This is a genomic window from Pseudomonas onubensis (assembly GCF_965653655.1).
Lineage (GTDB): Bacteria > Pseudomonadota > Gammaproteobacteria > Pseudomonadales > Pseudomonadaceae > Aquipseudomonas.
Window position 1 is genome coordinate 67,107 of record NZ_CBFHAZ010000004.1, and the last position, 25,920, is coordinate 93,026.

Consider the following 25,920-nt stretch of genomic DNA (forward strand, 5'->3'; position numbering starts at 1 on the left):
CCAAATCACACATTATTAAACCATTTATTTTATATGGCTATTAAGCCGCCCGTGGGCTTAACCGCCGGCCAACGATGGCAAGCCCGATTATCTGCACCCAAACCCATACAGACCCCGAACAAGATCGGTAGGAATTTTCCTACATCCTTTTAGGAAGTGCTTGTGTGATTTCGCTTTGCCACTACCGCACAATACTCAGCCTGAATAACCAGCCCTGACGCATTGATTAATCGTCATCACTACGACGCGATATGAGTGCGACTTACACGTCAAGGTCACTGCCAACACTGACCTTCAGTAAACTTCGTCCCGGACATTCAATGAACCGTTTTCTCGATGCAAAACTTTCAACCAAACTTATTTCGACGTTCATACTTTGCGCCCTCATTACATTAGCTGTGGGGGGCCTGGGCAGCAGGGGCATCAATCTGCTATCGGACAGCCTGAAGCGGGTGTACACCAACAACTTGTTGTCCGTGTCCAAGACCAACGAAACCAAGACCGCCACCATCGCTCAGAACCGTGACCTGTTCCGCCTTCTGGACCTGTGGACGCATAACGGTTCGGATGACGCCAAGCGTGAAGTGTTGCGCTCGCTTAAAGACAATCAGGTCATCAGCGAACGCGCCTATGCTGTCTACCGCGCCACCCCGCTGGCCAATGACGAACGTGTCGCCGGCGAGCAGATGGACAAAGACTGGCCAGCCTATCAAGCCAATGTGAATCACTTTCTGGCCACGCTGCAGTCCGGCGATATCGAGGGGGCCCAGGTTCTGTTGACCAACGAACTGCAACGTGGCTATGAAGTGCTGCTGGAAGAACTGAACATCATGGTGGGCTCCAACAATCGCCAGATCGGCGAAGGTGCCGCCGACGCCGATGTTCAAGAACATACTGCCAACCTCTATCTGCTGTGCGGCGTTGTGTTTGCGTTTATGGCCGCCATTGCCCTGGGCCTGTGGATCACACGCTTGATCAGTGCGCCGATCAATGCGGCGGTCGACAGCGCGCAGCGCATTGCTTCGGGTGACCTGACCCAACGTATCCAGCCGGGCAGCAGCGACGAAACAGGCCAGTTGCTCAAAGCGCTGGGCAACATGCAAGGCAGCCTGAAAGACACCATTGAGCAAATTGCCAATGCCTCAAACCAGGTGGCGCGCTCGGCAGAGGAACTCAATGCCGTCACCGAGGAAAGCGGCCGTGGCCTGGGCCGTCAACATGACGAAATCCAGCAAGCCGCCACCGCCGTTACGCAGATGTCGGCCGCCGTTGAAGAGGTTGCGCGTAACGCCATCTCGACGTCACAAGCCTCGGAAGCCGCCAACGCCCTGGCCATAAGTGGTCGTGATCAGGCCCAGGAAGCCGTTACCGCCATCAATAACGTCAACTGCGAAATCAGCGCCTCCAGCCTGATGGTTGAAGACTTGGCGGGCCAGGTACGCGAAATCGGCAAGGTGATGGAAGTGATCCGCTCCATTGCCGACCAGACCAACCTGCTGGCCCTCAACGCGGCCATCGAAGCCGCCCGTGCCGGCGAGCAAGGTCGAGGGTTCGCCGTGGTGGCCGACGAGGTGCGAGCACTGGCAGCGAGAACCCAAGCCTCGACCGTGGAAATTGAATCGATGATCGGTACCGTGCGCAACGCGGCCGAGCAGGCAGTACGTGCGATGACCAACAGCCAGTCCACGACCGTAAAAACACAACGCTTGGCAGAAGCTACCGGGCAATCGCTTGAGCGCATTGCGCATAACGTCTCAGAAATCAACGACCGTAACCTGGTGATCGCCAGCGCTTCGGAAGAACAAGCCAACGTGGCCCGCGAAGTGGATCGCAACCTGGTCAACATCCAGGACCTGTCCACACAAACGGCCGCAGGCGCCCATCAAACCAGCGCCTCGAGCCAGGAGCTGGCGCGGTTGGCCGTGTCGTTCAACGAGCTGGTGGCACGGTTCAAGCTCTAGGCTCGAATGCACCGGACCAAAACCGCAGAAAAAACAGCCACGCTATTGAGTGGCTGTTTGGGTAACGGTAGACGCCCTTTGCGTCGCCTCCTCGAGAAACGCAATCGAACTGCGCCAATCCCACCTGCTCCCCTGCGGCGCCGCCCCGGAAACCCAGGCCGCTCAATCTGAAGCCTGGACTGCCGCCGTGACCTACGCCGCCTTACTCCACGACCTGGGTAAAATCGCTGCCGACCTGCGCGTGGAATACACCAACGGACGTACCTGGCATCCTGAGGACGCCCTGTGGCTGGTGAGCAAAACCGTGTGCGACAAACTGCGCGCCCACTTGCTCGCTCAAGGCATCGATGGCATCCCGCAGAGCAATACGGCAGTGTTCAATGTGTTGCAGGAACACGGCATCGCCCAGGCCAACCCGGAGGGCAAGGCTATCTGGGTCGCCACTGTCACCGGGGACAACGGCTGGTCGCACCGTTTCACCTTGCTCAAGCTGGCACCTGCCCTGATCTGGGAGGCCGACACACGACCACCCTCCTTTGCAGGCACGGTTACTGTGGAAACCTCGACCCAAAGCCCTGCCCCACCGAATGAGGATTTGACGCAAACCGATCCACCTGAGGGGCTATGGGACTTCACGCTCCTCGAAGAAGCGCCGCCCCCAAGGATGACCGAAGACGCAGACAATCAACCTTCACCAGGCCAGCACTTTATGGCGTGGTTGGCACGAGGCGTGCGCAACCACAGCCTGCGAATGAATGACGCCAAAGCCCTGGTCCATACCGTGGACAACACTGTGTTTCTGGTCACCCCAGGCCTGTTTCAACGCTACGCCCAAGAACATCCCTACCTCGCCCGCCTGGCCAAGCAGGACAAGCTCCCCGACTGGGAATGGGCGCAAAAGCACTTTGAGCACCCGAGACAACACCGCAAACAGCCCAATGACCTGAATATCTGGACCTGCAACGTGCAAGGCCCGCGCAAACGCAGCCAACTGCACGGCTACCTGCTGACCGATCCCGGCAACCTGCTCGACGAACTGGCTCTGAACAATCCTTACCTGCAGCTCATCACCACCAGCATGCAGTAGGAATTTACACACAACGCTTAGCGAACAATCCGTCAACGCGCGGTGCCCCTTCTGAATTGACGAGATTGCCAATCGCTTTCACATTGGCCCCTGTGTCCGGCTGAGCCTTTCAGCCACATGCCAGCAGCCAGGATCTTCAGGCTGCGCTGCGGTTCACCGCAGAGGTCCCGCCCATGATCGCTCCGCTTCCGGTAGTGCGATCATTCGACTTCAGGTCGATGGAAGCCGTTTATCCCCCACCCCTTACGGGCCTTCCCGTATGGGGTCGGCCTTTGCTACTTTGGAGGTCATATGAAACTCGAAATTGCTCTGTACCAGGCGTTGACCTCAATCAACGTACCCGAGCAGAAAGCCAATGCTGTAATCGATGCGATGGAGGCCGACTTGAATACATTTCTCGCTACCAAGGTAGATATCGCGAACTTGCAAACTCAGATTGCACAGCTTTAGTCAAAACTCACGTTGCGCTTGGGCTTCATGTTATCGGCCGCCGTTGGTGTGCTGATTGGCGTTATGAAGCTGATGCAATAATCACTAATCGCGTTTTTTTCTCTGCGGGGGACCATCCAATCGGATAGCTTCCCCCGCCCCGCCTGCCCAAGCTGCATTCCCCCCTGAACGCAGCCATCCATTTTGTCGAGATATGATCCATCGTTTTGGATATCAACCCGATCGGTAGCAGCAGACCGACGGACATGGTTTTTGTCATTCAACTGCATTACATTCGACTCAAACCCCTTCGTAGGAATACCTATCATGGCCAGTAATGCCCTGATCCAGACCCGCATAGACCCAGATGTGAAAGATCGCGCTACGGTGGTTTTGAACAACCTGGGACTAACAGTCTCCGACGCCGTGCGTATCCTACTCACCCGCGTCGCTAACGAAGGTGCGTTGCCCCTTGGCTTCGCCACTGACCCCGCCACCTACGACGCCTGGTTTCGCGCCAAAGTACAAGAAGCGCTGGACGACCCACGCCCGGCAATCGCTGCTGAAGATGTCGAAGCTCACTTCGCCGAACGCCGCGCCACGGCAAAGCGCAAGCTGTCGGAAGGCATTAAAGGATGAAGTTGGAATGGTCGCCCTGGGCGCTGAAAGATCGTGATGCAATCTTCGATTTCATCGAGCAGGACAATCCCCGTGCGGCCATCGAAATAGATACCCGGATTTCAGAGCAAACCCAACGTCTACAGCTGTTCCCCGAAAGCGGTCGCATGGGAAGGTGCGAAGGGACACTCGAGCTAGTCATTGATCGTACGCCCTATATTGCCGCCTACAGCACTCACAACGATTGCGTGCGAATCTTGCGCATACTTCATGAGGCGCAAAACTGGCCGGAAGAACTACCAATACAAATCGACCCATGATCGGCCTGTAAACCTAAGTAAGTTATCCCCTCCACCACAAAGATCTACCACCCCACCTCCTCCTCGCATCACTACATTCACCCGCCATTGCCAACGGTCCCTTCACCCGACCGAGCAGACTCTGGAGCGTGAACCATGACCATCGGATCCACCTACGACTACCCCGCCTTCGCCGCCAATCACCTTCCAGCACAAGACACATCCTCTTGGCGAGGCCGTTTCCCCAGCCCGCCGGACTTGTGCTTCAACTACCGGAAATTGGTCGAGCAGGAATTCGGCATCGCCAAAGCGATCCAACCCGACTACAAGATCTGCATCGTCGGCGCTGGCGTAACCGGATTAACTGCTGCGCGTGAGTTGCTTCGCTGCGGGTTCACTAACGTCACTTTACTGGAACAGTCGCATCGCATTGGTGGGCGCCATCTATCGGCGCTCAACTTAGGCCAATCCCCCCTGTTGGGGCAGACACCTTTTGAGATGGGCGCCATGCGCATGCCACTTTTCAACCGGGTAGGTGAATCTCCTTTAGACGGCCAATCCCTGCTGGCTTACTACTGCAAACTCTTTGAACTGCGGCTATCCGATTTCCCCAACCCAGGCACACCCCATGTACGCAGCACCGGCATCTACCTGCGTGAAGGGTTGCTTGAGGGACAGCCTGAGCCGCAAATGCTGATCTGGAAAAACCCGCAAGACCACACACCACCACCCACAGAAAAATTGCAGCAGGTGTATGCGAAGTGGCGCCAATTCGCTGACCAGATGACCCGACAAGTCGCGCAGAGCTATGGCACGCCACTGTGGGAATCCCTATGGTCCGCCATCGTCACTCGTTACTAGAAACTGTCCTTTCGTGACTTGGTGACGCTGGCAAGTATTGCGTGGAAGCCATCGAATCCCGGCGATTTCGGCGGGCTCGGCATGACCTCGGAAGAGTCCACCCTTTTCTATTCCATCGGTATCGGCGATGGCAGTTGGGGCGCGTTTTATGACGTGTGCTGCCTCTATCCGTTACGCACGGCCATTTTCGGCTTCAGCAGCCAACTGCAACTGGTGCACGGGCGCGTGGGCATTAACGGCAACCCCGCGCCGTCTCCGTACTTGGGGGAAACCACTCTCAAAGACTGCAATGACCTGGCGTTCGACGCGCCACGTTATCTCGGCCTGGCAGCGCTGGATGAGTGTCTGCTGTTTATGGAAACCAAGGTCGACGGCCAGTCCTTTTATGATCACAGCCGGCAACGCGGCGCAGGTTTTCTCACCGACAGCTCGGTGACACGACTGACCAAGCTGGAAAACGGCCAAATCCGTGTGGTTTACGACTGGCACGCCAGCAGCGCCACCGGCAAAACCGAACGCCATGAAGACTTCGATGCCGTGATCATGACGCTACCGTCCTGGATCATCGAAACCCACATTCAGTTGGAGAATTTCAACCTGGCCATGCTTCCGTACACCGTCACCAACGCTTATAAAACTGCTCACTGGGAAACCAGCTGCAAGGTCTACGCACCGTTGAAAAAGAGCTTCCTGTCAAAAAACAAAAAGATTCCGCAGATTATGGTCACCGACAGTTTTATCCACGATGTGTACACCTACCGCTACCACGACGCCTATCCCTATGACTGCATTTTGCTCAGTTACACCTGGGAGGATGACGCCACCAAACTCGCCGCCTTTGACGATCGAGCGCTGGTCAATAAATGCGTCACGGAACTGGACCGTATCTTGTCGCGCAGCGCCAATATCAAAACGCCGATATCGCCCTATATCGACACAGAAAACGCCGTCGTTCAACGCTGGATGACTGACAAGAACGCGCTGGGCTGCGCCAAGCTGTATCGAGCAGGTACTTACTACGACGCGGTTAGCTTGATGCAGTACAACCGCGACTACAGCCCTGTTTCCGGGCTGTATCTGGCGGGCGAATCCTTTTCCGTGGATGCCGGCTGGACCGAACCCTGCCTGCGCGGCGCTGTCGACGCGGTGATCAACCTCTGCCACACGACCCAGGCCACCTTCAACGGAGGGTTTACCCTGGATGATTACCCGCGCTATCAAGGGCAATCGCCAATACAGCAACAGCCTACGCTTTAAACGGAAACACCCTACTGACGCACAAGCAAAAAAGACTTCCTATTAAACGCCCACCCCTACAGGTGGGCTCATAACAATAAAAAGAGGTCTAGAACATGAACGACTCTACGAGTCCCGTCCGCGTCGCCGTTGTGCAATTCGATCCGCAAGTCGGTACACAAAACCGCCCCGCCAACTTGGAGACCAGCCTCAGCCTTGCGCTGCAGGCGGTGAACAATGGCGCCAACCTGATTGTGCTGCCCGAGTTGGCCAACACCGGGTATCTATTCAACAATCGCCAGGATGCCTATCTCCATTCCGAACCCGTTCCAGACGGTCCCAGCATCCGCGCCTGGATGGATTTCGCCCAGTTTCACCAGGTGTATCTCGTGGCCGGTCTGGCTGAACGTGACGGCATGCAACTGTTCGATACGGCTGTGCTGTTAGGGCCAGAGGGCCTGATTGGCAAGTACCGCAAGGCCCATCTCTGGAATAAGGAAAAACTCTGGTTCACCCCCGGCAACCTGGGCTTTCCGGTATTCGAAACGCCCATCGGCCGCATTGGTTTGCTGATCTGCTGGGACATCTGGTTCCCCGAAGTCCCGCGCATCTTGACCCAACAAGGTGCCGATATCATTTGCAGCCTGAACAACTGGGTGTGGACGCCACCGCCGTTGTTCGACGAAGCCGGCAAATGCATGGCCTCGTACCTGACCATGACTGCCGCCCACGTCAACAACGTGTTTATTGCGGCCGCCAACCGCATCGGCGAAGAACAGGACGCGCGTTACCTCGGTTGCTCGTTGATTGCCGGCACCAATGGCTGGCCTATCGGCAATGTCGCCTCACCCAACGAGCAAGCGATTATTTACGCGGACATCGACCTCTCCAGCGCCCGCAGCGCACCGATCTGGAACAGCCTGAACGACCTGCAGCGCGATCGTCGGGCGGACCTCTACGACGGCATGCTCGGCTATCGCCATCATCCGTGCCTGCCACGCTGATGGGGGTGGGAATATGGACTTCATACCAACAAAAACGTCGTCTGACTCATCGGTTCGCCACCTTGTCATCCTGATCCTGGCCTCACTTACCCTGGTCGTGTCACTCACAGGATTGTCAGTGGCTTACTCCACTTCGACGCAGGTGCTCTGGCCCAGCTACAACGACATGATGGCCAGCCTGCCTGCGCCGACCGCGTGGTTGCGCTGGGTGGTCGGCGATATCAGTGAAGTGGCGTTTTATAAACACGAGTTCGCGTCAATCGGCTTGCTGCTCGGTGGCGCTTTCGGTTACTGGACCAGTCGCTATGCCCAAGGCTGGCAAGGCTTCAGCATCGCCTACGGCACGGGGCTTTGGCCTTGGCTGGTGACCAGCTCATTGCTGGGGCTGTTACTGAGCAATGCACTCTGGGGCTGGACCTTGACCGCCGACACTTGGCAACCGACGTTCGCCGCCTTTGTGTCACTGCCGGCCGCGATGGTGCTGCTGTTTGGTGGAGGCTGGAAGGTCACGCTCAATGGTGCCCTGCTCGGCGCGCTGCTGGTGACGCCAAGCTGCTTGTTGATAGTCAACTTCTTATGCATACCGTTGGGATTGCCGGTGGTGATTGGCAATGTATTGGGCATGGCCCTAGGTAGCGTCGTGGCGTTTTTACTGTGTCGTGCAGTGCCTGTGCTGGTTAGTCGTGCACCTGAAGCCAACACCAGCGACCCTCCCGCCGCGCCTCTGAAAACTCCCGATTACGGCTTACGCTGGACGTTACGTCGTGTACTGGCAGACTTTTCCGAAGCGCCTTTTTTCGGCAATGAGTGGGCAAGTCTGGGTTTGCTCGCGGGAGTGTTACTGGCTTACTCGCTCAATCCCCTAAGCCCCGCCTATGGGTCGGGCTGGGTACTGCACCTGGTGGCAGGCCAGGCGCTCACCTCTCTGCTGGGCATTCTGCTGTGGCGACAGCAATGGCGAAAACGGGGTTGGTACCCGACCTATGTGCCCTTGGTGTCGGTGGTACCGGCGGCGGTGCTGACCTATGGCGGTAGCATGTCGGTCATTGTGCTCAGCGCGGTGCTGGGCGCGCTGATTGCGCCGCCGTTGGCGTGCGCGATTGCTGGCCGGTTGCCGAGTTACCTGCATCCGTATATTGGGAATGTGCTGTCGATGGCAATCAGTACACTGTTGATTGTTCCTGCCATCGGCTTACTGATCGCGGATTGATCCGGGGCGATGGGCGAGTGTCTTAGTGAGGCTCGTCCATCTGCAACAACGCATCGGCAGTGGCCTGGATGCGCTTACGCATCCACACCTTGTCTAACCAATCCTCTGGAATACCTTGCACGCCATAATAGGCACCGGCAACCTGGCCAACGATTGCCGCGGTAGTGTCCGAGTCATCCCCCAGATTCGCAGCCATTAACACAGCCTCGGCAAAGCTATCCGTCTGGTGGAAACACCAAAGTGCGGCCTCCAGCGAAGCGACGACATAACCTGAGCCAACAATGTCAGCGCAGACCTTTTCCCGGTAGGTCCCTTGAGCAATCGCAATCACTTTGGGTTCAGTTAAATCGCAGCTTTCCACTCCCAGCACCTGCGCTTTTGACTCACCACGTAACGCGTTGGAAATCACAGCCGCTAGCACCAAACAGCATTCAACTGCCTCTTGAGCGGCGTGTGTCGTGCGAGAGCTATCAGCCGAAAAGGTGTGGATTCGATGGGTATCAGGAAAGTAGAACAGAACGACGGGAGCAAGCCGCATGAGTGAACCGTTGCCGGCCGAGTAACGGTCCGTGGAGCCCGCGTAGGGATCGCCGTTGCTTTGAAAGTCAGCCAACGCCTGGCGCACCGTCAGGCCTATATCGAAGCACTCCCCGGTAGCGCTCAGATAGCCCGATGTCCACCAGCTCAGATAGCGCTGCATCTGATCGACCGGATCAAAACCGCCCTTCTGCACCAAACTCTCCGCCAAGCACAGCGCCATGGATGTGTCGTCGGTCCACTGGCCAGGCTGAAGACTGAAAGGACCGCCGCCGGTCATGTCTGTGACGGCTGGGAACGAGCCACGCGGCATAAACTCAACAGAGGTGCCAACGGCATCGCCACAGGCCAGGCCTAGCAAGCACCCACGAAAACGATCCGACAAAGAAATAAGCATTTGTGATTCGCTCATGGAGATATTTAGGTCACTGCACTATTCCAGTTCCCACCCTACTCAGTCTGTAGGATGCAACTGACTCATTCGTACGACGTACAGAATCACCGCAATACGGTCGAGACACGACCATCGCTCACTACATTGACTTGACCGAGACCACCTCAACAAAGCGAAACTTTTTCCTGGCGGCCTTAGTGGCTTCTTGCTCGGCGACGAGGGAACTGAGGGTATCAGCCTCATGAGTTATTTCGTGCATCTGTCCTTCGAATTCATTACCCACTCGCAGCGTAACCCGGAGTCTGGGAGTGAAGCCTTTTGAGGTTTTTTGTGCTTTTTTTGGCAACACCTTGGGCGGGATCACAACTTCCGGGGCCGAGTCGGTTTGATCTTCAACAACTGCTGGTACAACGGGGTCAGATACGCCGAACAGTGCCTGCCGCATTTCTTCTTCAGTTAGTTCGGTTTTCATAGTGTTTCTCAGAGGGTCTATAGGGATGTATGAACGTCCGCGCCAGTATGGCCGCGGTAGAGGTGATTATTAGAAATTGTGCGGTATACAGCAGTTGATGGCCTGTGTATGCGGTCTGTTAACTTTGCTGATAGGCAGCTTTCGGCGATCTGCAGTTCGTAGACCGACCAACATTAAAAGTCCTCTCCAAAATTTTCATCGACGTTAACAAAAGAACGAATAATGGCCCGGTATACGCACCGACAGAAATTATACGTTGCCCTCTTCGACTGCTTACCTCAAACGCAAGCTCAATTGAGCGACCTGAAACCAGCTCTATAGTGGCCGTACATGCCCTGATTTCCTTAATGGTACCGATAGACAACGCCAACGCCCTCCCGCTCCGTCTGTCGAAATTTCCCACAGAAAAATTGACCACACGTGGACTACACAGTTAACTGTACATACGTACAGCATTTGTAAAAGGGCCACACCATGAGCATCATCATACGAGGCCCCATCGCAGAGGGCGGCGCAACCTTGCCCTTTTACTCATTCCATTTACCCGCCGGCTTCCCCTCTCCGGCTGCCGATCATATCGAGCAGCACATCTCGATGGATGAAGTCCTCAACATCCGCGCGCCCCACGTCTACCTGATCACCATCACCGGCGAAAGCATGCAAGGCGCCGGCATCTTCGAGGGTGACATCGGTATTGTCGATCGCTCAATCGAACCCGCACACGGCCACATCGTCGTTGCGGTACTCAACAACGAGCCCATCTGCAAACGCCTGTGCAAACGCGGCAAGGAAATCATCCTGCTGTCTGACAACCCTAAATACCCTGCCCGTTACATCCTTGAGGGCGACGAACTATCTATCTGGGGCGTCATCACCAGCACCGTGCGCAGCCATGTCTAAGCAGACTCCCGTCTTCGTCTGGCCATCAACGACGCCACGGCGTTGCTTCACACCGTGGACGGCACCCTGTTTCTGGTCAGCCCTGGCATCTTTCGGCGCTACCTGCAGGAACACCCCGAATCAATCACCACGGCCAAACCCGAAGGCGTGGCCGACTGGCAATGGCTGCAAAAACAGTTCGAACGGCTAGGTCAACACCGCAAACGCGCCGACGACCTCAACCTATGGACCTGCGAGGTGTGCGGCCCGCGGCGAGGCAAGCGCCTGCACGGCTACTTGTTACGCGCCCCAATGGCAGTGATGCCGTCGGCCACGTTCGATAACCCTTACCTGCGCTTGATTCAAGGCGCTATCCCGCATGCACAGACAAAGCAACCGGAGGATTGAGAGCTACGCCCTCGCCCAACTGGGGCACACCCTCCAGACGAATGATCAGGCGTGTGCTGGCGGCCTTCAGATTGCCCCCCTCCAGTAGATCCAGCCGATTGGCCCAGTCCTGCATCATGTGTCGACGCAACTCCACGTACTCGGCGTGGTTGTAGGTGGCACTGGTCTTGTCCGGATCCGCGTGGGAAAGCTGGGCGTCAATCCATGGCTTGGGATAGCCGATCTCATGCAATGCAGTAGATAGCGTGGCCCGGATACCATGGCCCGTCAGTTGATCGACATAGCCCATCCGACGCAGGGCGCCATTGAGGGTGTTTTCACTGATCCGCTGCCCTAGATTACTGCGATGGGACAGCAAATGACGTTGCGCGGGACGCACCTGCTTCAACAGTTGGCGCACCACCTCCACCGCCTGGGTCGACAGCGGCACTATGTAAGGAGGGATGTCCTGTAAACGCTTGCTCTTCTTGCGCATTTTCAGTTGCAACTGCTTGACCACCTCGGACGGTATGGTCCACAGCCCGCGCTCAAGATCAAACTGAGCCGGCGTCGCCCAGCGCAGTTCGCCCGTGCGGACCCCGGTCAACAGCAGCAGGCGTATGCCCAGCCGCGTTTGCGCCATCCCGCCGTAGTCACGCAAGGTGTGCAACAAGGCCGGAAGCTCGGCCATACGCAGGAAGGGTTGATGGACCACCGGCGGCTTGGGCATTGCTACCACATCCAGGTCCGAGGCAGGGTTCTGCTCGAGATCCGGAACCTTGACCATGGCAAAACGAAACAACTGATTGAACCAGGTCCGGCACTTTTCGGCAGTAGTGAACGCGCCGCGCTGCTCGATCCGCGCCAACACCGCCAACAGATCGGGGCGGCGCACCTCCCCGATAGAACACAGGCCCAGCGTGGGCAGCACGTCCTTGCCAAAGATCCGCCGAATCTGAGACAGCGTGCTTTGACGGCCTTCCTTGAGGGAGAGCGACCGATGCTCGATCCAGTGGTCGAACGTACTCTTAAACGTGTTTTCTTCTGCTTGCCGGTCGGCTTCACGAGTGTGCCGGCGATGCGCCTGGGGACTGACCCCTTGAGCCAACAATTTGCGCGCTTCATCCCGAAGGGAGCGCGCCTCACGCAAGCTGACTTGCGGATAGGTCCCCAGCGACATGCGCTTTTGCTTGCCGCTCCAGCAGTAACGGAAATGCCACGAACGCCCGCCCGAGGCCGTCACCGCTAGAGATAAGCCGTCAATATCGCCGAGGGTGTAGTCTTTGCCGGTGGGTTTGGCCTGCCGGACGGCAGCATCTGAAAGAGCCATGCTTTTAGCCTCCTGAAGGTGGAATTCAGGGCTAGATGTTCAGCAAATGACTCGTCGGGCTCCTGCAACAATCCGATCTCGAAGCCCGTCATGTTTATGGACTAGATTCTGGACTAAAAACGTCCAGATACCCATGGCTTTCGATGGATGCTGACGGAACGAAAAAAGACGCCTAGGCGTCTATTTTCAGTGACTTACAGACTTCCATGGAACTCTGCAGATCGATGTTTGGAGCGGGAAACGAGACTCGAACTCGCGACCCCGACCTTGGCAAGGTCGTGCTCTACCAACTGAGCTATTCCCGCGTCTTGGTGGTGTGCATTCTATAGAATCCAGAACCCCCGTCAACCCTTTGATTCAAAAAAGTTTTATTTCTTTTCAACGGTGGTGCGCAGGTGCGGCCAGGCGGCGCGTAAATACTGAAGCATGGACCACAGGGTCAGGCCCGCGGCGATCAGCAGCAAGGCGTAGCCAATCAGCACCCATACCGAGAAGTCCGATGGGTTGGCCAGTAAAATCACCAGCGCGAGCATTTGCGCGGCGGTTTTCCATTTGCCCATGTTGGAGACGGCCACGTGGGCGCGGGCGCCGATTTCGGCCATCCATTCGCGCAAGGCCGAGACGACGATCTCGCGGCCTATGATCACGGCGGCCGGCAGGGTCAGCCACAGGTTGCCATGTTCCTGCACCAGCAGGACCAGGGCGACGGCAACCATGAGCTTGTCGGCCACCGGGTCGAGGAACGCGCCGAACGGCGTGCTCTGTTCCAGGCGGCGTGCCAGGTAGCCGTCGAGCCAGTCGGTCGCGGCGGCAAAGGCAAATACCGAGCTGGAGGCGGCGTAGCTCCATTCGTAGGGCAAATAGAACAACAAAATGAAAATCGGGATAAGCAGGACGCGTAGAACGGTGATCAGATTAGGGATATTCATCGGCACAACTGGCTACGAGGTGAGAAGGCATTCTATTCGCTGTGCAGACTTGCATAAATCAATTCTGCGAGCTTTTTACTGATACCGGGTGCTTTGGCTATTTCGTCAATGCTGGCACGGGATAGCTCCTGCAAGCCACCAAAATGTTTAAGCAGGTCGCGACGGCGGGTCGGGCCTACGCCTGCCACCCCTTCCAGGGTTGAGGTTCGCCGGGTTTTGCCACGGCGGGCGCGGTGGCCGGTAATGGCGAAACGGTGGGCTTCGTCGCGAATCTGTTGGATCAGGTGCAATGCAGGCGAGTCGCCCTTCAAAGTGAACTCATGGGCGGCATCATTCAAGTACAACGTCTCGAAACCGGCCTTGCGTGTGGCGCCCTTGGCCACGCCGAGCAGGATCAGGTCAGGCACCGCCAGTTCGTTGAGCACGTCACGGGCCATGGACAACTGACCCTTGCCGCCGTCCACCAGCAGGATATCGGGGAGCTTGCCCTCGCCGTCCTTGAGTTTGCTGAAGCGCCGCGTCAGGGCCTGGTGCATGGCGGCGTAGTCATCGCCGGCGGTGACGCCTTCGATGTTGTAGCGCCGGTAATCGGATTTGATCGGCCCTTCCGGCCCGAATACCACACAGGAGGCCACGGTGGCTTCGCCGCTGGAGTGGCTGATGTCGTAGCACTCCAGGCGCTGGGGCGGCTCGTCGAGGTTAAGGACTTCGGCCAGGGCATCGAAACGTGCGGCAACGTGCTGACGATTGGCCAGGCGTGCGCCCAATGCCTGCTCGGCGTTGGTCACCGCCAGTTGCTGCCAGCGCGCGCGGGTGCCGCGTACACGGTGGCTGATGTCCAGCTCACGGCCGCGCAGTTCGTGGATCGCCTCGATGAGCGTGGGGAAGTCCTCGTGCACCACGTTGACGATCAGTTCGGACGGCAAGTCGCGCTCAGGGCTACTCACGTAGTACTGGCCAAGGAAGGCGGCCATGACTTCGGCCACTTCCTCGTCGATACCGGTCTGCGGGAAGAAGTTCTTGCTGCCCAGCACTCGTCCGCCCCGCACGCTGATCAGGTGCACACAGGCGCCGCCGGGGTTGACGAAGGCAGCGATCACATCGACGTCGCCGGTGCCACCTTCCATGCTTTGCTGGTCCTGCACGCGGCGCAGCAGCGAGATTTGGTCGCGCAGCTCGGCCGCCCGTTCGAAATCCAGGGTGCTGGCGGCCTGCTCCATGGCGCCGGAGAGCTCATCGGTGAGGGCATTGCTGCGTCCTTCGAGGAACATCACCGAATGGCGCACATCTTCGGCGTATTCCGCAGGCTCAACCAGGCCGACACAAGGCGCCTTGCAACGCTTGATCTGGTATTGCAGGCATGGCCGCGTACGGTTTTTGTAGAAGCTGTCTTCGCACTGGCGCACAAAAAAGGTCTTTTGCAGCAGGCTCAGGCTTTCGCGGATCGCGCCGGCGCTCGGGTACGGGCCGAAGTACTTGCCCTTGGCCTTCTTCGCCCCACGATGAATGCTCAGGCGTGGGAAGTCACCGTCGGACAAATACACGTAGGGGTAGGATTTATCGTCACGCAGCAGGATGTTGTAGGGCGGCCGCCATTCCTTGATCAGCGTCTGCTCTAAAAGCAGCGCCTCGGTTTCATTGGCGGTGATGGTGGTTTCAACCTGGGCGATACGCGCCACCAGAGCGGCGGTTTTCGGCGCCAGCCCGGTCTTGCGAAAGTAACTCGCCAGGCGGTTCTTCAGGTTTTTGGCTTTGCCTACGTAAAGCAGGCGCGCCTCGCTGTCGAACATGCGGTACACGCCAGGGCGGCCACTGCAGGTTGAGAGAAAGGCACTTGGATCAAACGGTGTGGTCATGTCAGGCGCTGGCGTCCACCATGCCGTGGCGCACCGCGAGCAGGGTCAATTCAACATCACTGCTGATGGCGAGCTTCTCGAAAATACGATAGCGGTAGGTGTTAACGGTTTTAGGCGACAGGCACAGCTTGTCGGAGATCGTCTGCACCTTCTGGCAGCCGACGATCATCAAGGCGATCTGTATTTCCCGCTCCGACAACGCATCAAACGGCGAGTCGCTGGTAGGTTGGAACGATTTGATCGCCAACTGCTGGGCAATCTGCGGGCTGATATAGCGCTGGCCGGCAAATACCAGGCGAATGGCTTGCACCATCTCGGCCAGGCCCGCGCCCTTGGTCAGGTAACCCGCCGCTCCGGCTTGCAGAAGGCGAGTAGGAAATGGGTCTTCCTCGCACACGGTGACCACCACGACCTTGATGTCCGGATGGCTGCGCAACAATTTGGTCGTGGCACCAAGACCGCCAATCCCAGGCATCTTGACGTCCATCAGCACCACATCGGGTTTCAATTCCCGGGCCTTGATCAGGGATTCCTCTCCCGATTCGGCCTGGCCGACTACTTGCAGGCCATCGATGTCAGCCAGCATTCGTGTAATGCCCGTACGAACGAGATCATGGTCATCGACTACTAGCACCCTAATCAAGCAGACACCTCGCGATATGGTCTTATAGGTTGCTGAACACCTTAGCAAAAAACCAAGGCGCAGACCTAGCTGCAAGCGTCATATATATAGAGTTTCAACACGATTAAGCTGCCAGCCGGATGACGAGCAGCGCTGTTTTCCTGGGTAAAAGGTCAGGAATCCTGGGGTTGCGGTTTGATTTTCCCATTCGACGCAGCTGAATGTTCGGCCAGGGTGGATGTCAGGCGGCGGATTGCATCCTGGTCTTCCTTGAACATGGCGCGGTAATCACCGAGGACTTTCTCTTCGATCTGGCTGAGGTTTTCCAATTGGATCGGCGTGGCAACGCCGGTCAACACGTACAGGATGTCCACCCCTTTTGCGGCTACCCGTGACAGGTAGTCGGCTTTAGGCGCACGCCCACCGTTCTCATATTTGCCTTGGGCATTGGCTTCAACGCCTCCAATTTCACCAAAAACTTTCTGCGACAGGCCAAGTCGCTCTCTTTCTTGCCGTAAACGCGAACCGATTCCACTCATTTGGATGTATGATCCTATCTGGCACACCCCAAGAGGTGACACACTCATCTCGTTTTACACAAACTTGAACGGTTTTGAACTATGCCCGGAATCCGTACCGCTGCACAAGCCAAGGCTTGGCTGGAACATCAAGGAAAGTCAGTTCAAGCGTTCGCACGTGAACATGGCGTTGATCCGGCCACTACGTATCAAGTGCTCGCTGGGCGTAAAAAGGGACGGCGTGGGGAAGCCCATAAAGTAGCGGTCCTGCTGGGCATGAAAGAAGGGATTATCGTGGATGAGCCTGACGCTCAACACCGCGACCCAAGCAGCGTGTCTTGAGCGCAGTATGCGCTTATTCCTACGGCGTGCCTGATTTAGTCCACAGCGCCAGCCCGACACTCGCGCTCCATGCGCCAAAAGCAGTCCTCCTCCCCGACAATGCTCAACCCTTGGCGCTGATACAGGCGCTTCGCCGGGTTGGTCTTGAACACGGTCAAGCGTAAAAGGCCCAAGCCCTGTGCCCGCGCTTTAAGCACCATCTGCTGCAATACCCAACTGCCAGCGCCCTGTTTACGAGAGCGCTCAAGCAGGTGTAATTCGCGAATATAGAGTGCCTGGCTGTCACGATTTACGCTGATAAACCCCATCACGGTTTCATCCTGGCAAATCAGCCAGTTTTCCCGCGAAGCCCAGGCGACGTCAAAGCCATGGTCAGACCACAGTAAATCGTACTGCAGGTAGTAGCGATTCATGGCTTCATGGGTCAGCGTTCGCGCGAATGGCAGGTCGCGGTCCGTCGCCGCGCGCAGGTGAAAAGCCATTTCAGAGGGCTACCACTTGGCCAGCCCAGTGCTGGCCGTTGCGGTGGGCAATCACCAAGGCCTCGCCAGTGCCCGGTACGTCGGCAAGCAGAGTTCCATCAGCGCTCCAGATAGCGCTGCGCCCCGCACAGGTATAACCGCCGGACGGGCCAACATGGTTGGCCATCAATACCAGCATGCGATGCTCGGCGGCGTACCCCTGAAGCAGCGCGCTGTCGGTCGCGTATCCGCCTTCGCTGATCAGCACACCGGCGGCGTACACCGTAGCGCCAGCCTCTGCCGCCAGACGCGGATGACTGGCGTGGGAAAAGTCCGCACAGACCGACAGTGCAATCCGGTCATCCCCCCATTCGAGTGCTGCACCACCCTGCCCTGCAACAAACGCCAGCTCTTCGCCTGGGTGCAGATGTTGCTTGGTATAGACCGCCAGCGAGCCGTCCGCGCCCAGCACCAGCGCACCGATCGATACACCCGCCTCGGGTGCCAGGCGAATCGGCATGCCCACCACCGCCGTCAACCGCAGTTCCTGCGCCATTTCACGCAGCGGCGCCAGCAGCGCGTCCTCGGGTGCAATCGCCAATTGGGCGGCCAGGGTTGGCTCATAGCCGGTCAACGACAGTTCAGGAAACACCAGTAACTGCACGCCCCGCTCCGCCGCCGCCTGCATAAACGCCAAATGCCGCTGGAGGTTGGCCGGCAGGTCGCCGGCAAGGGATATTGTTTGAGCTGCGGCAAGGGTCAAGGCAGTCATGGTCGCGTCCTGGCAATCATTATTAATGTGTTACCAGCATATCGGCACTCACCCCATAGCCGTAAGTAGGTCACGCCATAGAAATTACTGATTGAATCCACCCGCGTGCCTCGAGTAAGCTCCCCCCATCATTTGGAGACATACCATGTTGCAACTCACCCACACTCAGGTTTGCCCTGCTGCCAGCGCCCCGCGCTCGGTGTCGGCTGCCCGTGTGAGCGGTTTGAGCGCACTGGTCAGCTTTTATTTTGGGTATTGGTTTAGCCACTGGCGCGCCTGATACCTGAAATCGGCGCCCACTACTCAAGGGGTCGCCTACCAGAGAAATCTAACCCCCGGTCGGCTCCCCGACCGGGGGTTTTGTTTTTTCAGGCCCTAATTATTTTGCTTCACACCGAACACTAAAAGGACTCCGACATGAACTACGCCGCTTATTACCGTTACGACACTTCGACTGCATGGCGATTTAGCAAGCTCCGTTCGGGACAGCCTGCCGCCTCCGATCGGTCACCTATTGGTGGCAAGCCAACACACGTAGCCAATACGGCCAATTGTCGAACACCCCAGTAGGGCAGAGCGTGCGGGAACAGCCCGCCGCTTGCCCAGGAAGCCTTGAATATGAACTCTGCCACCGCTGCACTGCCTGTTGCCAACCTGTCCAGCGCCAATGAGGCCCTGACCCAGCGCCTGCCCAGCTCTCTTGAGCTAAAGCATCAGCTGCCTCTAAGCCCGTTCCTGAATGAACAGATCCACGCCCATCGCCAAGCCGTGCGCGCCATCCTCAATGGCGAAGACTCGCGTTTGCTGGTGATTGTCGGCCCGTGCTCGATCCACGACCCCGAGTCGGCCATGGAATACGCGCGCAACCTCAAGAAGCTCGCGCTGGAAGTCAGCGACCAGATGCTGCTGGTGATTCGCGCCTACGTCGAAAAACCGCGCACCACCGTCGGCTGGAAAGGTCTGGCCTACGATCCGCACCTGGATGGCAGCGACGACATGGCCGCCGGCCTTACGCTGTCGCGCGAACTGATGCGCGAGATGTTGCGCCTGGGCTTGCCGGTCGCCACCGAGCTGCTGCAACCCATGGCCGCCGGCTACTTCGATGACCTGCTCAGTTGGGTCGCCATCGGCGCACGCACCACCGAATCGCAGATCCACCGCGAAATGGCCAGCGGCCTGGGCATGCCGGTCGGCTTCAAAAATGGCACCGACGGTGGCGTCGCGATTGCCTGTGATGCGATGCGCTCGGCGTCCCACCCGCATCGCCACTTCGGGGTGGACAGCCAAGGCCATCCGGCGATCATCCAGACACCGGGCAACCCCGACACGCACCTGGTATTGCGCGGCGGTCATCGTGGGCCGAACTACGATGCGCAAAGCGTGGCGCAGGTGAAACACGACCTGGCCAAGTCCAAGGTCGCGGCGCGCATCATGGTCGATTGCAGCCACGCCAACAGTGGCAAAGACCCGCTGCGTCAACCGGCAGTGTTCAACGACGTGCTCGAACAGCGCCTGCAGGGCGACACGTCGCTGATCGGCATGATGCTCGAAAGCCACCTGTTCGAAGGCTGCCAACCGTTGAGCGCGTCGATAAAGTACGGGGTGTCGGTGACCGATGGTTGCCTGGGCTGGAACGGCACCGAGCAATTGCTGCGCAGCGCGGCCGAGCGGTTGCGGGCACAGCACAAAGCCAACTGATCCATGCAGATCAAAATGTGGGAGCGGGCTTGCTCGCGAATGCGGTCTGTCAGTACCAGGTTTTCTGACTGACCCACCGCTTTCGCGAGCAAGCCCGCTCCCACATTTGGACTGTGCCAGCCTCAAGAGAGTGGATACAACGCCTCATCAAACTGCGCCAGCTTCGGAAACACCAAGGGCTGCTCATCCGCCAGCCCTTGCAGCCGTTGCTCATATCCCAGCAAAAAATCCTGCCGCGCCTCGGCACTGATATACGGCACATGCCACGCCACAAACGGCGCCAGCACTTCGTACCCGACATATGCCAGGGTGCCGCGCAGAATCGGCCGCAGCATCTCCTCCAATGGCCCGTGAATCGCGCCCTCACCAAACATATGCTCGCGCCCGCCCAAGGTCACCGTGACCAGCGCGCGTTTGCCCGCCAGCCCGCCCTGATCGTAAAAACGCTTGCCGCCGTAACACACGCCGGACACCAGCACCCGGTCGATCCAGCCCTTGAGCATGGCCGGTGCCGAGAACCAGAAGATCGGGAAGTTGAGGATCAGCAGGTCGGCCCACAGCAGCTTGTCCAGTTCGCCCTGGATGTCCGCCGCGATAGACTGCTTTTTTACGCCCAGCCGCTGCTCCAGGGCATACACCAGATAATCCGGATTCTCCCGCGTGGCAAAGTCAGCGGCCGACGCCACCGGGTTCCACTGCATGGCGTACAGGTCGCTGACCTGCACTTCGTGGCCCTGGTTTTGCAATGTGCTGAGCGCCTGATCGCGCAGCGCGGCGGTAAACGACTGAGGCTCAGGGTGAGCGTGAACAATCAACACCTTCATGTGCATTCCTCAAACAGTGGGCGCGGCCCGTTGGGCCAGCAAATGGTCGAGCCAGTCTGGGTCCATTTCCGGCTCCGATGAAAACAACAGGCCGGTGTAAGCCTGGTACGGCGGGGTAAAAATCGCGCTGCGGCTGCCGTGGTCCACCACCCTGCCCCGCTGCATCACCAGCACCTCATCGGCAATCGCGCGCACGGTGGCCACGTCGTGAGTGATAAACAGGTAAGCCACACCCAGTTGTTGCTGCAGGCGGTTGAGCAGTTTCAGCACGCCCTCGGCCACCAGCTGATCAAGGGCCGAGGTGACTTCATCGCAGATGATCAACTGAGGGTCGGCCGCCAGCGCACGGGCGATGCAGATACGTTGCTTTTGCCCGCCGGATAATTCACGGGGTTGGCGCTCCATGAACTGCGCCGGGTCCAGCTCAATCATCTCCAGCAACTCGGCGACCCGTGCACGCATCGCCTTGCCTTTTAGGCCCAGGTAAAACGTGAGTGGCCGGCCGATGATGTCGACGATGCGCTGGCGCGGGTTCAGCGCCGTGTCGGGGATCTGGTAGATCATCTGGATGCGCCGCAGTTGCTCCTTGCTGCGCCGTCGAAAATCCACCGGCAGCGCCTCGCCGTCATACAGCACCTGCCCCGCCGTGGCCGGCAGCAGCCCGGCAATCACGCGCGCGGTGGAGCTTTTGCCACTCCCGGACTCGCCGATCACCGCCAGGGTCTGGCCGCGATACAGCTGCATCGACACCTCATGCAGCACCGGCTGCTGCCCGTAGCTGGCGCAGGCCCGGCGCACCTCCAGCAACGGCACCTGCGCCAGCGGGCACGCCTTGGGCTCGGTGCGAAAGCTGCGCACCGCCCACAGCGATTTGGTGTAGTCCTGCTGCGGCTGGCTGAGCATGCTGCGAGTGTCGGCCTCCTCCACCCACTTGCCATGGCGCAGCACCATGATGCGGTCGGCCATCTGCGCGACCACGGCGAGATCGTGGCTGATATACAAGGCGGCGCTGCCGAAGGTCTTCACCGCGTCGCGGATCGCCGCCAGCACGTCGATCTGAGTGGTGACGTCGAGGGCGGTGGTGGGTTCGTCGAAGATAATCAGGTCCGGATGGCAGGCCATGGCCATGGCCGTCATTACCCGCTGCAACTGCCCGCCCGAGACTTGATGCGGGTAGCGTTGGCCAATGGTTTCGGGGTTGGGCAAACGCAACACACGAAACAGCTCCACCGCCTCACGCTCGGCCTGGGCGCGGCTGATGCCGCCGTTGATCACGGCCGTTTCCACATGCTGGTCGATCAGGCGATGCGCCGGGTTGAAGGACGCCGCCGCGCTTTGCGCCACATAGGCGATGCGCAAGCCGCGCAGCTTGCGCAAGGCCTCGGGCTTGGCTTGCAGCAACTCAATGCCATCAAAACACACCGAGCCGCCGATGATGCGGCAACCGTCGCGCGCATAGCCCATCGCCGCCAGCCCGAGGGTGGATTTACCCGCTCCGGACTCACCGATCAGCCCCAACACCTCACCGCGCTGCAAAGTCAGGTCGATGCCCTTGATCAATGGGTGCCAGGCATCCTCGTAATGCCCTTCCACCTGCAAGTTGCGGATTTCCAGCAGTGGCCTGTCCATCCTCAACACTCCTTCAGGCCGCTGGATTTATGCAGCATCCAGTCGACGACAAAATTCACACTGACGGTGATCAACGCCACCGCCAACGCCGGCAGCAATGGGCTGATATCGCCGAAGGTGATCAGCACCGCGTTGTCGCGCACCATGCTGCCCCAATCGGCGGTAGGCGGTTGGATGCCCAGGCCAAGGAACGACAGTGCGCTGATAAACAGGAACACAAAGCAAAAACGCAGGCCGAACTCGGCAATCAGCGGCGCGGCAGCGTTGGGCAACACTTCGCGGGTGACCAGCCACCATAAGCCTTCGCCGCGCAGGCGGGCGGCTTCGACAAAATCCTGCACCACCACAGTCATGGCCACCGCGCGGGCCAAGCGAAACACCCGCGTCGAATCCAGCAGCGCAATCACCAGCACCAGCGAGGTGGCGTTGGTGCCGACCACGCTGAGAATCAACAAGGCAAAAATCAGCTGCGGGATCGCCATGAGGATATCCACCACCCGCGACAACCCCTGGTCGACCCAGCCGCCCTTGATCGCCGCGACCAAACCGCTCAAGCCTCCGAGCAGAAACGCCAGCGTGGTCGTCAGAAAGGCAATCCCCAAGGTATTGCGCGCGCCGTACACCAGGCGGCTGAACATGTCGCGCCCCAGGTTATCGGTGCCCAGCAGAAACTGGCCGCTCCAGGGCGCGAAGCTTTCGCCCACCACCTGGGTTTCGCCATAGGGCGCCAGCAGCGGCGCCAACAGCGCCACCGCGACGTATAACAGAATAATCAGCAGGCCGAACTTGGCGCTCAACGGCGCCCGGGCCACTTGGCTCAACAGGCTCATGGCTTACCCCTTGGGATGCATCAGGCGTGGGTTGCTGGCGATGGACAGCACGTCAGCCCCGGTATTGAGCAGGATGTAGGTGGCGGCAAAAATCAGGCTGCACGCCTGCACCACCGGGATGTCGCGCTTGGACACCGAGTCCACCAGCAACTGGCCGAGACCTGGATAGACAAACACCACCTCGACCACCACCACCCCAACCACCAGGTACGCGAGGTTCAGCGCCACCACATTGACGATTGGCGCCAGCGCGTTGGGCAGCGCGTGCTTCCAGATAATCCGCGATTGGCTGATGCCCTTGAGCCGGGCCATCTCGATATACGGGCTGGCCAACAGGTTGATCAAGGAGGCGCGGGTCATGCGCATCATCTGCGCGATCACCACCAGACTCAGGGTGGCCACCGGCAGCACCGAGCGCTCCAGGAGCGTGCCGAACGTGGCGTCCGGCGCCAGGTTGGACAGGCTGGGAAACCAGCCGAGCTTCACCGAGAACACCAGGATCAGCAGGTACGCGACAAAGAACTCCGGGAATGACACCGCGCTCAATGCTGTGGTGTTGAGCAGGCGATCGAACCAGCAGTTGCGGTACAACGCCGCGAGCATGCCCAGCACCAGTGCGGTGGGCACCGACACCAACGCCGCCAGGGCGGCCAGGCTCAGCGTGTTGCCCAGGCGCGCACCGATCAGCTCAGCGATGGGCCGCTGGTTGGCCAGTGACGCGCCCAGATCCCCCTGTAACAGGCGCAGCAGCCAGTGCGCAAAGCGCGTCAGCGGCGGCAAATCCAGGCCCAGCTGCGCGCGAAACGCGGCGATGGTTTCCGGCGTGGCGGACTGCCCGAGCATGGCCTGGGCGATATCGCCGGGCAGCAGGCCGACGGCCAGGAAGATGATCACCGAGACGGCGAACAGCGACAGAACGCCGAGGGCCAATCTCTGAAGGACCAGTTTCAACAGACTATTCATATTCGGTTCCCATGGGCTGGGCATTTTCCTGAAGGCCACACACGACCAATGTGGGAGCGGGCTTGCTCGCGAATGCGGCGTGTCAGTCAACACAAATACAGACTGATCAAGCGCATTCGCGAGCAAGCCCGCTCCCACATTTTGATTTGCGGCGTTTCTGAAATTTTCATGCCTGCCACCACCGCTCAATCAACCGCAACCCATCCAGCTCGCCATACGGTGCCGTCAGCGGCCCATGACTCACGCGGTTCGAGCGCGCCGCCACGGAGCTGGCGAACAGCGGCACAATCGCGCCGCCGTCATCGCGGCACAGGGCCTGCATTTCGTTGTACATCTCTTGGCGCAGCGGCGCGTTCATCTCGCCACGGGCGGCGGTGAGCAGTTGGTTGAAGCGTGGGTTGTCCCAATGGGTTTCGTTCCAGGCCGCGCCCTTGGCATAGCCGATGCTGAACATGCGGTCGGCGGTCAGGCTGCTGTACCAGAACGAGGTGGTGAATGGCTGCTTCATCCACACATTGGAAAAGAACCCGTCGGCCGGTTCGCGCACCACGTCGATGTCAATGCCGGCCTGACGCGCCTGCTCCTTGAACAGCACCGAGGCGTCCACCGCACCGGTGTAGGCGGCATCGGAGGCTTGCAGGCGCACCTTGAGTGACTCCACACCGGCTTTGCGCAGATAAAAGCGTGACTTGTCCGGGTCGTAAGCGCGCTGCTCCAGCGCCGCGTTGATAAAGCGGCTGCCGGGCTGGATCGGGTGGTCATTGCCGACCAGGCCGTAACCGTGCAACACCGAAGCCAGCAAGGTTTCGCGGTTGATCGCGTGCTTCATCGCCATGCGGATGTCGTTGTTCTTGAACTCATTGCTGTCGCACAGCATCGGGAAGGTGTAGTGCTGGGCGCCCTTGGTTTCTTCAATCACAAGGCTCGGGTTGCGCTTGAGCAAGGCCACGGTTTTCAGGTCGACCTTGTTGATCACGTCCACTTGCCCGGTCACCAGCGCATTGACCCGCGCCGCGCCGTCGGCGATGGCCAGCAGTTCTGCGCTGGCGAAGTGCGCGCGGCCGGGTTTCCAGTAATCGGGGTTGCGTTCCAGGTCCATGCGCACGCCCGGCTCGAAGCTTTTCAGGCGGTAACCGCTGGTGCCCACACCGGCCTGCCAATCGGCGGCGCCGTCCTTGGCGGGCATGATCACCAAATGGTAATCGGCGACCACATAGGCGAAGTCGGCATTGCCGGAATGCAGTTCGAACACCACCGCGTCGCTGCCCTTGGCGCTGACACTGGCGACGTCGCCAAGCACGGTCTTGGCCGCTGAGGTGGAGTCTTTGCTCAAGTGATGGTTGATCGACGCCACCACGTCGTCGGCGCTGAGGCTTTTGCCGTTGTGGAAGGTCACGCCCTGGCGCAAGTGAAAGGTCCACACGCGCGCATCCGGCGTGGACTCAAAGCGTTCGGCCAGTTCCGGGATCGCGCTGCCATCCACGGCGATTTCAGTCAACGTGTTGTACACCGCCGAGAAGCCGACGAAGGTAAAGGTGTCGACCCAGGAGCCGGGGTCGCGCGAATCGGTGGTGCTGCCGCCGGCCAGGCCCAGGCGCAGCACGCCGCCGGCTTTGGGGGTTGCCTCTTCGGCAAACGCGTGCAGCGGCAGGCCCATGGACAACGCCGCCGCCACCGCACCTGCCACGGCGCTGTGTTTGAGGAAGTCCCGTCGGTGCATTGCTTGAGTCATTTTGTTGTTGTTTTCGCTCATGGTCTTGCTCCTCTAAAGG

23 protein-coding genes, 1 tRNA gene and 4 pseudogenes are annotated in these 25,920 nt (G+C 59.0%); 12 read left to right on the top strand and 16 right to left on the bottom strand.

Annotated features, from left to right (window positions below; genetic code table 11):
* Window positions 1-320 precede the first annotated feature (320 nt).
* From ACTD9P_RS02710 to ACTD9P_RS02720, 3 genes and pseudogenes are all read left to right on the top strand, one after another.
* Window positions 321-1,961, top strand: a complete 1,641-nt coding sequence (locus tag ACTD9P_RS02710; RefSeq protein ID WP_438866585.1) for a methyl-accepting chemotaxis protein — start codon at window positions 321-323, stop codon at window positions 1,959-1,961.
* Between the two features lie 100 nt (window positions 1,962-2,061).
* Window positions 2,062-3,048, top strand: a pseudogene (locus ACTD9P_RS02715) (conjugal transfer nickase/helicase domain-containing protein); the annotation flags it as partial.
* Window positions 3,049-3,339: 291 nt separating this feature from the next.
* Window positions 3,340-3,579 (top strand): annotated as a pseudogene (locus ACTD9P_RS02720) (hypothetical protein).
* Here the strand turns inward: ACTD9P_RS02720 and ACTD9P_RS02725 are convergent.
* Complete coding sequence (locus ACTD9P_RS02725) at window positions 3,495-3,767, bottom strand: hypothetical protein (RefSeq protein WP_438866629.1); 273 nt, start codon at window positions 3,765-3,767, stop codon at window positions 3,495-3,497. The pseudogene ACTD9P_RS02720 and the gene ACTD9P_RS02725 sit on opposite strands and share 85 nt — an antisense overlap.
* Before the next feature lie 37 nt (window positions 3,768-3,804).
* Between ACTD9P_RS02725 and ACTD9P_RS02730 the strand changes: the two genes are divergently transcribed.
* From ACTD9P_RS02730 to ACTD9P_RS02750, 5 genes and pseudogenes are all read left to right on the top strand, one after another.
* Window positions 3,805-4,116 carry a type II toxin-antitoxin system RelB/DinJ family antitoxin gene (locus tag ACTD9P_RS02730; protein ID WP_438866586.1) on the top strand — a complete coding sequence of 104 codons (312 nt, stop codon included), beginning with the start codon at window positions 3,805-3,807 and terminating at the stop codon, window positions 4,114-4,116.
* Entirely contained in the window at window positions 4,113-4,415 is a 303-nt protein-coding gene (locus ACTD9P_RS02735; RefSeq protein ID WP_438866587.1) for a type II toxin-antitoxin system RelE/ParE family toxin, read from the top strand. The genes ACTD9P_RS02730 and ACTD9P_RS02735 overlap by 4 nt, the downstream gene beginning before the upstream one ends.
* Before the next feature lie 135 nt (window positions 4,416-4,550).
* Window positions 4,551-6,512: pseudogene (locus tag ACTD9P_RS02740) on the top strand (flavin monoamine oxidase family protein).
* Between the two features lie 95 nt (window positions 6,513-6,607).
* Entirely contained in the window at window positions 6,608-7,495 is an 888-nt protein-coding gene (locus ACTD9P_RS02745) for a nitrilase family protein (protein ID WP_438866588.1), read from the top strand.
* A gap of 13 nt (window positions 7,496-7,508) precedes the next feature.
* Complete coding sequence (locus tag ACTD9P_RS02750; RefSeq protein ID WP_438866589.1) at window positions 7,509-8,705, top strand: hypothetical protein; 1,197 nt, start codon at window positions 7,509-7,511, stop codon at window positions 8,703-8,705.
* Between the two features lie 22 nt (window positions 8,706-8,727).
* On the opposite strand, the gene ACTD9P_RS02755 is transcribed toward ACTD9P_RS02750, so the two are convergent.
* Both ACTD9P_RS02755 and ACTD9P_RS02760 read right to left on the bottom strand, forming a co-directional pair.
* Window positions 8,728-9,639 (bottom strand): ADP-ribosylglycohydrolase family protein, encoded by a 912-nt coding sequence (locus tag ACTD9P_RS02755; RefSeq protein ID WP_438866590.1) that lies wholly within the window; start codon window positions 9,637-9,639, stop codon window positions 8,728-8,730.
* 136 nt (window positions 9,640-9,775) lie between these two features.
* Entirely contained in the window at window positions 9,776-10,108 is a 333-nt protein-coding gene (locus ACTD9P_RS02760) for a hypothetical protein (RefSeq protein ID WP_438866591.1), read from the bottom strand.
* Window positions 10,109-10,582: 474 nt separating this feature from the next.
* On the opposite strand from ACTD9P_RS02760, the gene ACTD9P_RS02765 reads away from it, so the two are divergent.
* Both ACTD9P_RS02765 and ACTD9P_RS02770 read left to right on the top strand, forming a co-directional pair.
* Window positions 10,583-11,008: a LexA family protein gene (locus tag ACTD9P_RS02765; protein ID WP_219268432.1), complete on the top strand. Its 426-nt coding sequence runs from the start codon at window positions 10,583-10,585 to the stop codon at window positions 11,006-11,008.
* A 24-nt stretch (window positions 11,009-11,032) separates the two neighbouring features.
* Window positions 11,033-11,395, top strand: a complete 363-nt coding sequence (locus ACTD9P_RS02770) for a conjugal transfer nickase/helicase domain-containing protein (protein ID WP_438866627.1) — start codon at window positions 11,033-11,035, stop codon at window positions 11,393-11,395.
* On the opposite strand, the pseudogene ACTD9P_RS02775 reads toward ACTD9P_RS02770, so the two are convergent.
* The 6 genes and pseudogenes from ACTD9P_RS02775 to ACTD9P_RS02800 all read right to left on the bottom strand — a co-directional run.
* Window positions 11,385-12,704 (bottom strand): annotated as a pseudogene (locus ACTD9P_RS02775) (tyrosine-type recombinase/integrase); the annotation flags it as partial. The gene ACTD9P_RS02770 and the pseudogene ACTD9P_RS02775 overlap by 11 nt on opposite strands.
* Window positions 12,705-12,933: 229 nt before the next feature.
* Window positions 12,934-13,009 (bottom strand) — tRNA-Gly (locus ACTD9P_RS02780).
* 63 nt (window positions 13,010-13,072) lie between these two features.
* A complete protein-coding gene (gene pgsA, locus ACTD9P_RS02785) occupies window positions 13,073-13,633 on the bottom strand; it encodes a CDP-diacylglycerol--glycerol-3-phosphate 3-phosphatidyltransferase (protein WP_138815549.1) in 561 nt (186 codons plus the stop codon).
* 32 nt (window positions 13,634-13,665) lie between these two features.
* Window positions 13,666-15,489, bottom strand: coding sequence for an excinuclease ABC subunit UvrC (gene uvrC / locus ACTD9P_RS02790; RefSeq protein ID WP_138815548.1), 1,824 nt, complete (start codon window positions 15,487-15,489; stop codon window positions 13,666-13,668).
* A 1-nt stretch (window position 15,490) separates the two neighbouring features.
* Window positions 15,491-16,132, bottom strand: coding sequence for a response regulator transcription factor GacA (gene gacA, locus ACTD9P_RS02795; protein WP_003190387.1), 642 nt, complete (start codon window positions 16,130-16,132; stop codon window positions 15,491-15,493).
* Between the two features lie 152 nt (window positions 16,133-16,284).
* Window positions 16,285-16,650 carry a helix-turn-helix domain-containing protein gene (locus tag ACTD9P_RS02800; protein WP_438866592.1) on the bottom strand — a complete coding sequence of 122 codons (366 nt, stop codon included), beginning with the start codon at window positions 16,648-16,650 and terminating at the stop codon, window positions 16,285-16,287.
* A gap of 81 nt (window positions 16,651-16,731) precedes the next feature.
* Between ACTD9P_RS02800 and ACTD9P_RS02805 the strand changes: the two genes are divergently transcribed.
* Window positions 16,732-16,971, top strand: a complete 240-nt coding sequence (locus ACTD9P_RS02805) for a DNA-binding protein (protein ID WP_438866593.1) — start codon at window positions 16,732-16,734, stop codon at window positions 16,969-16,971.
* 35 nt (window positions 16,972-17,006) lie between these two features.
* On the opposite strand, the gene ACTD9P_RS02810 is transcribed toward ACTD9P_RS02805, so the two are convergent.
* Window positions 17,007-17,453, bottom strand: a complete 447-nt coding sequence (locus ACTD9P_RS02810; protein WP_219268416.1) for a GNAT family N-acetyltransferase — start codon at window positions 17,451-17,453, stop codon at window positions 17,007-17,009.
* Between the two features lies 1 nt (window position 17,454).
* A complete protein-coding gene (locus tag ACTD9P_RS02815; protein WP_438866594.1) occupies window positions 17,455-18,204 on the bottom strand; it encodes a carbon-nitrogen hydrolase family protein in 750 nt (249 codons plus the stop codon).
* A 618-nt stretch (window positions 18,205-18,822) separates the two neighbouring features.
* Here ACTD9P_RS02815 and ACTD9P_RS02820 point away from each other — a divergent pair.
* Window positions 18,823-19,902, top strand: a complete 1,080-nt coding sequence (locus ACTD9P_RS02820) for a 3-deoxy-7-phosphoheptulonate synthase (RefSeq protein ID WP_438866595.1) — start codon at window positions 18,823-18,825, stop codon at window positions 19,900-19,902.
* A 122-nt stretch (window positions 19,903-20,024) separates the two neighbouring features.
* On the opposite strand, the gene ACTD9P_RS02825 is transcribed toward ACTD9P_RS02820, so the two are convergent.
* The 5 genes from ACTD9P_RS02825 to ACTD9P_RS02845 all read right to left on the bottom strand — a co-directional run bounded on the left by ACTD9P_RS02825 (window position 20,025) and on the right by ACTD9P_RS02845 (window position 25,901).
* Window positions 20,025-20,726, bottom strand: coding sequence for an NAD(P)H-dependent oxidoreductase (locus ACTD9P_RS02825; RefSeq protein ID WP_438866596.1), 702 nt, complete (start codon window positions 20,724-20,726; stop codon window positions 20,025-20,027).
* A gap of 9 nt (window positions 20,727-20,735) precedes the next feature.
* Window positions 20,736-22,355 (bottom strand): ABC transporter ATP-binding protein, encoded by a 1,620-nt coding sequence (locus ACTD9P_RS02830; RefSeq protein ID WP_438866597.1) that lies wholly within the window; start codon window positions 22,353-22,355, stop codon window positions 20,736-20,738.
* Between the two features lie 2 nt (window positions 22,356-22,357).
* Window positions 22,358-23,185, bottom strand: a complete 828-nt coding sequence (locus ACTD9P_RS02835; protein WP_438866598.1) for an ABC transporter permease — start codon at window positions 23,183-23,185, stop codon at window positions 22,358-22,360.
* Window positions 23,186-23,188: 3 nt separating this feature from the next.
* Window positions 23,189-24,148: an ABC transporter permease gene (locus ACTD9P_RS02840; RefSeq protein WP_438866599.1), complete on the bottom strand. Its 960-nt coding sequence runs from the start codon at window positions 24,146-24,148 to the stop codon at window positions 23,189-23,191.
* Between the two features lie 166 nt (window positions 24,149-24,314).
* Window positions 24,315-25,901, bottom strand: a complete 1,587-nt coding sequence (locus tag ACTD9P_RS02845) for an ABC transporter substrate-binding protein (protein ID WP_438866600.1) — start codon at window positions 25,899-25,901, stop codon at window positions 24,315-24,317.
* Window positions 25,902-25,920 lie beyond the last annotated feature (19 nt).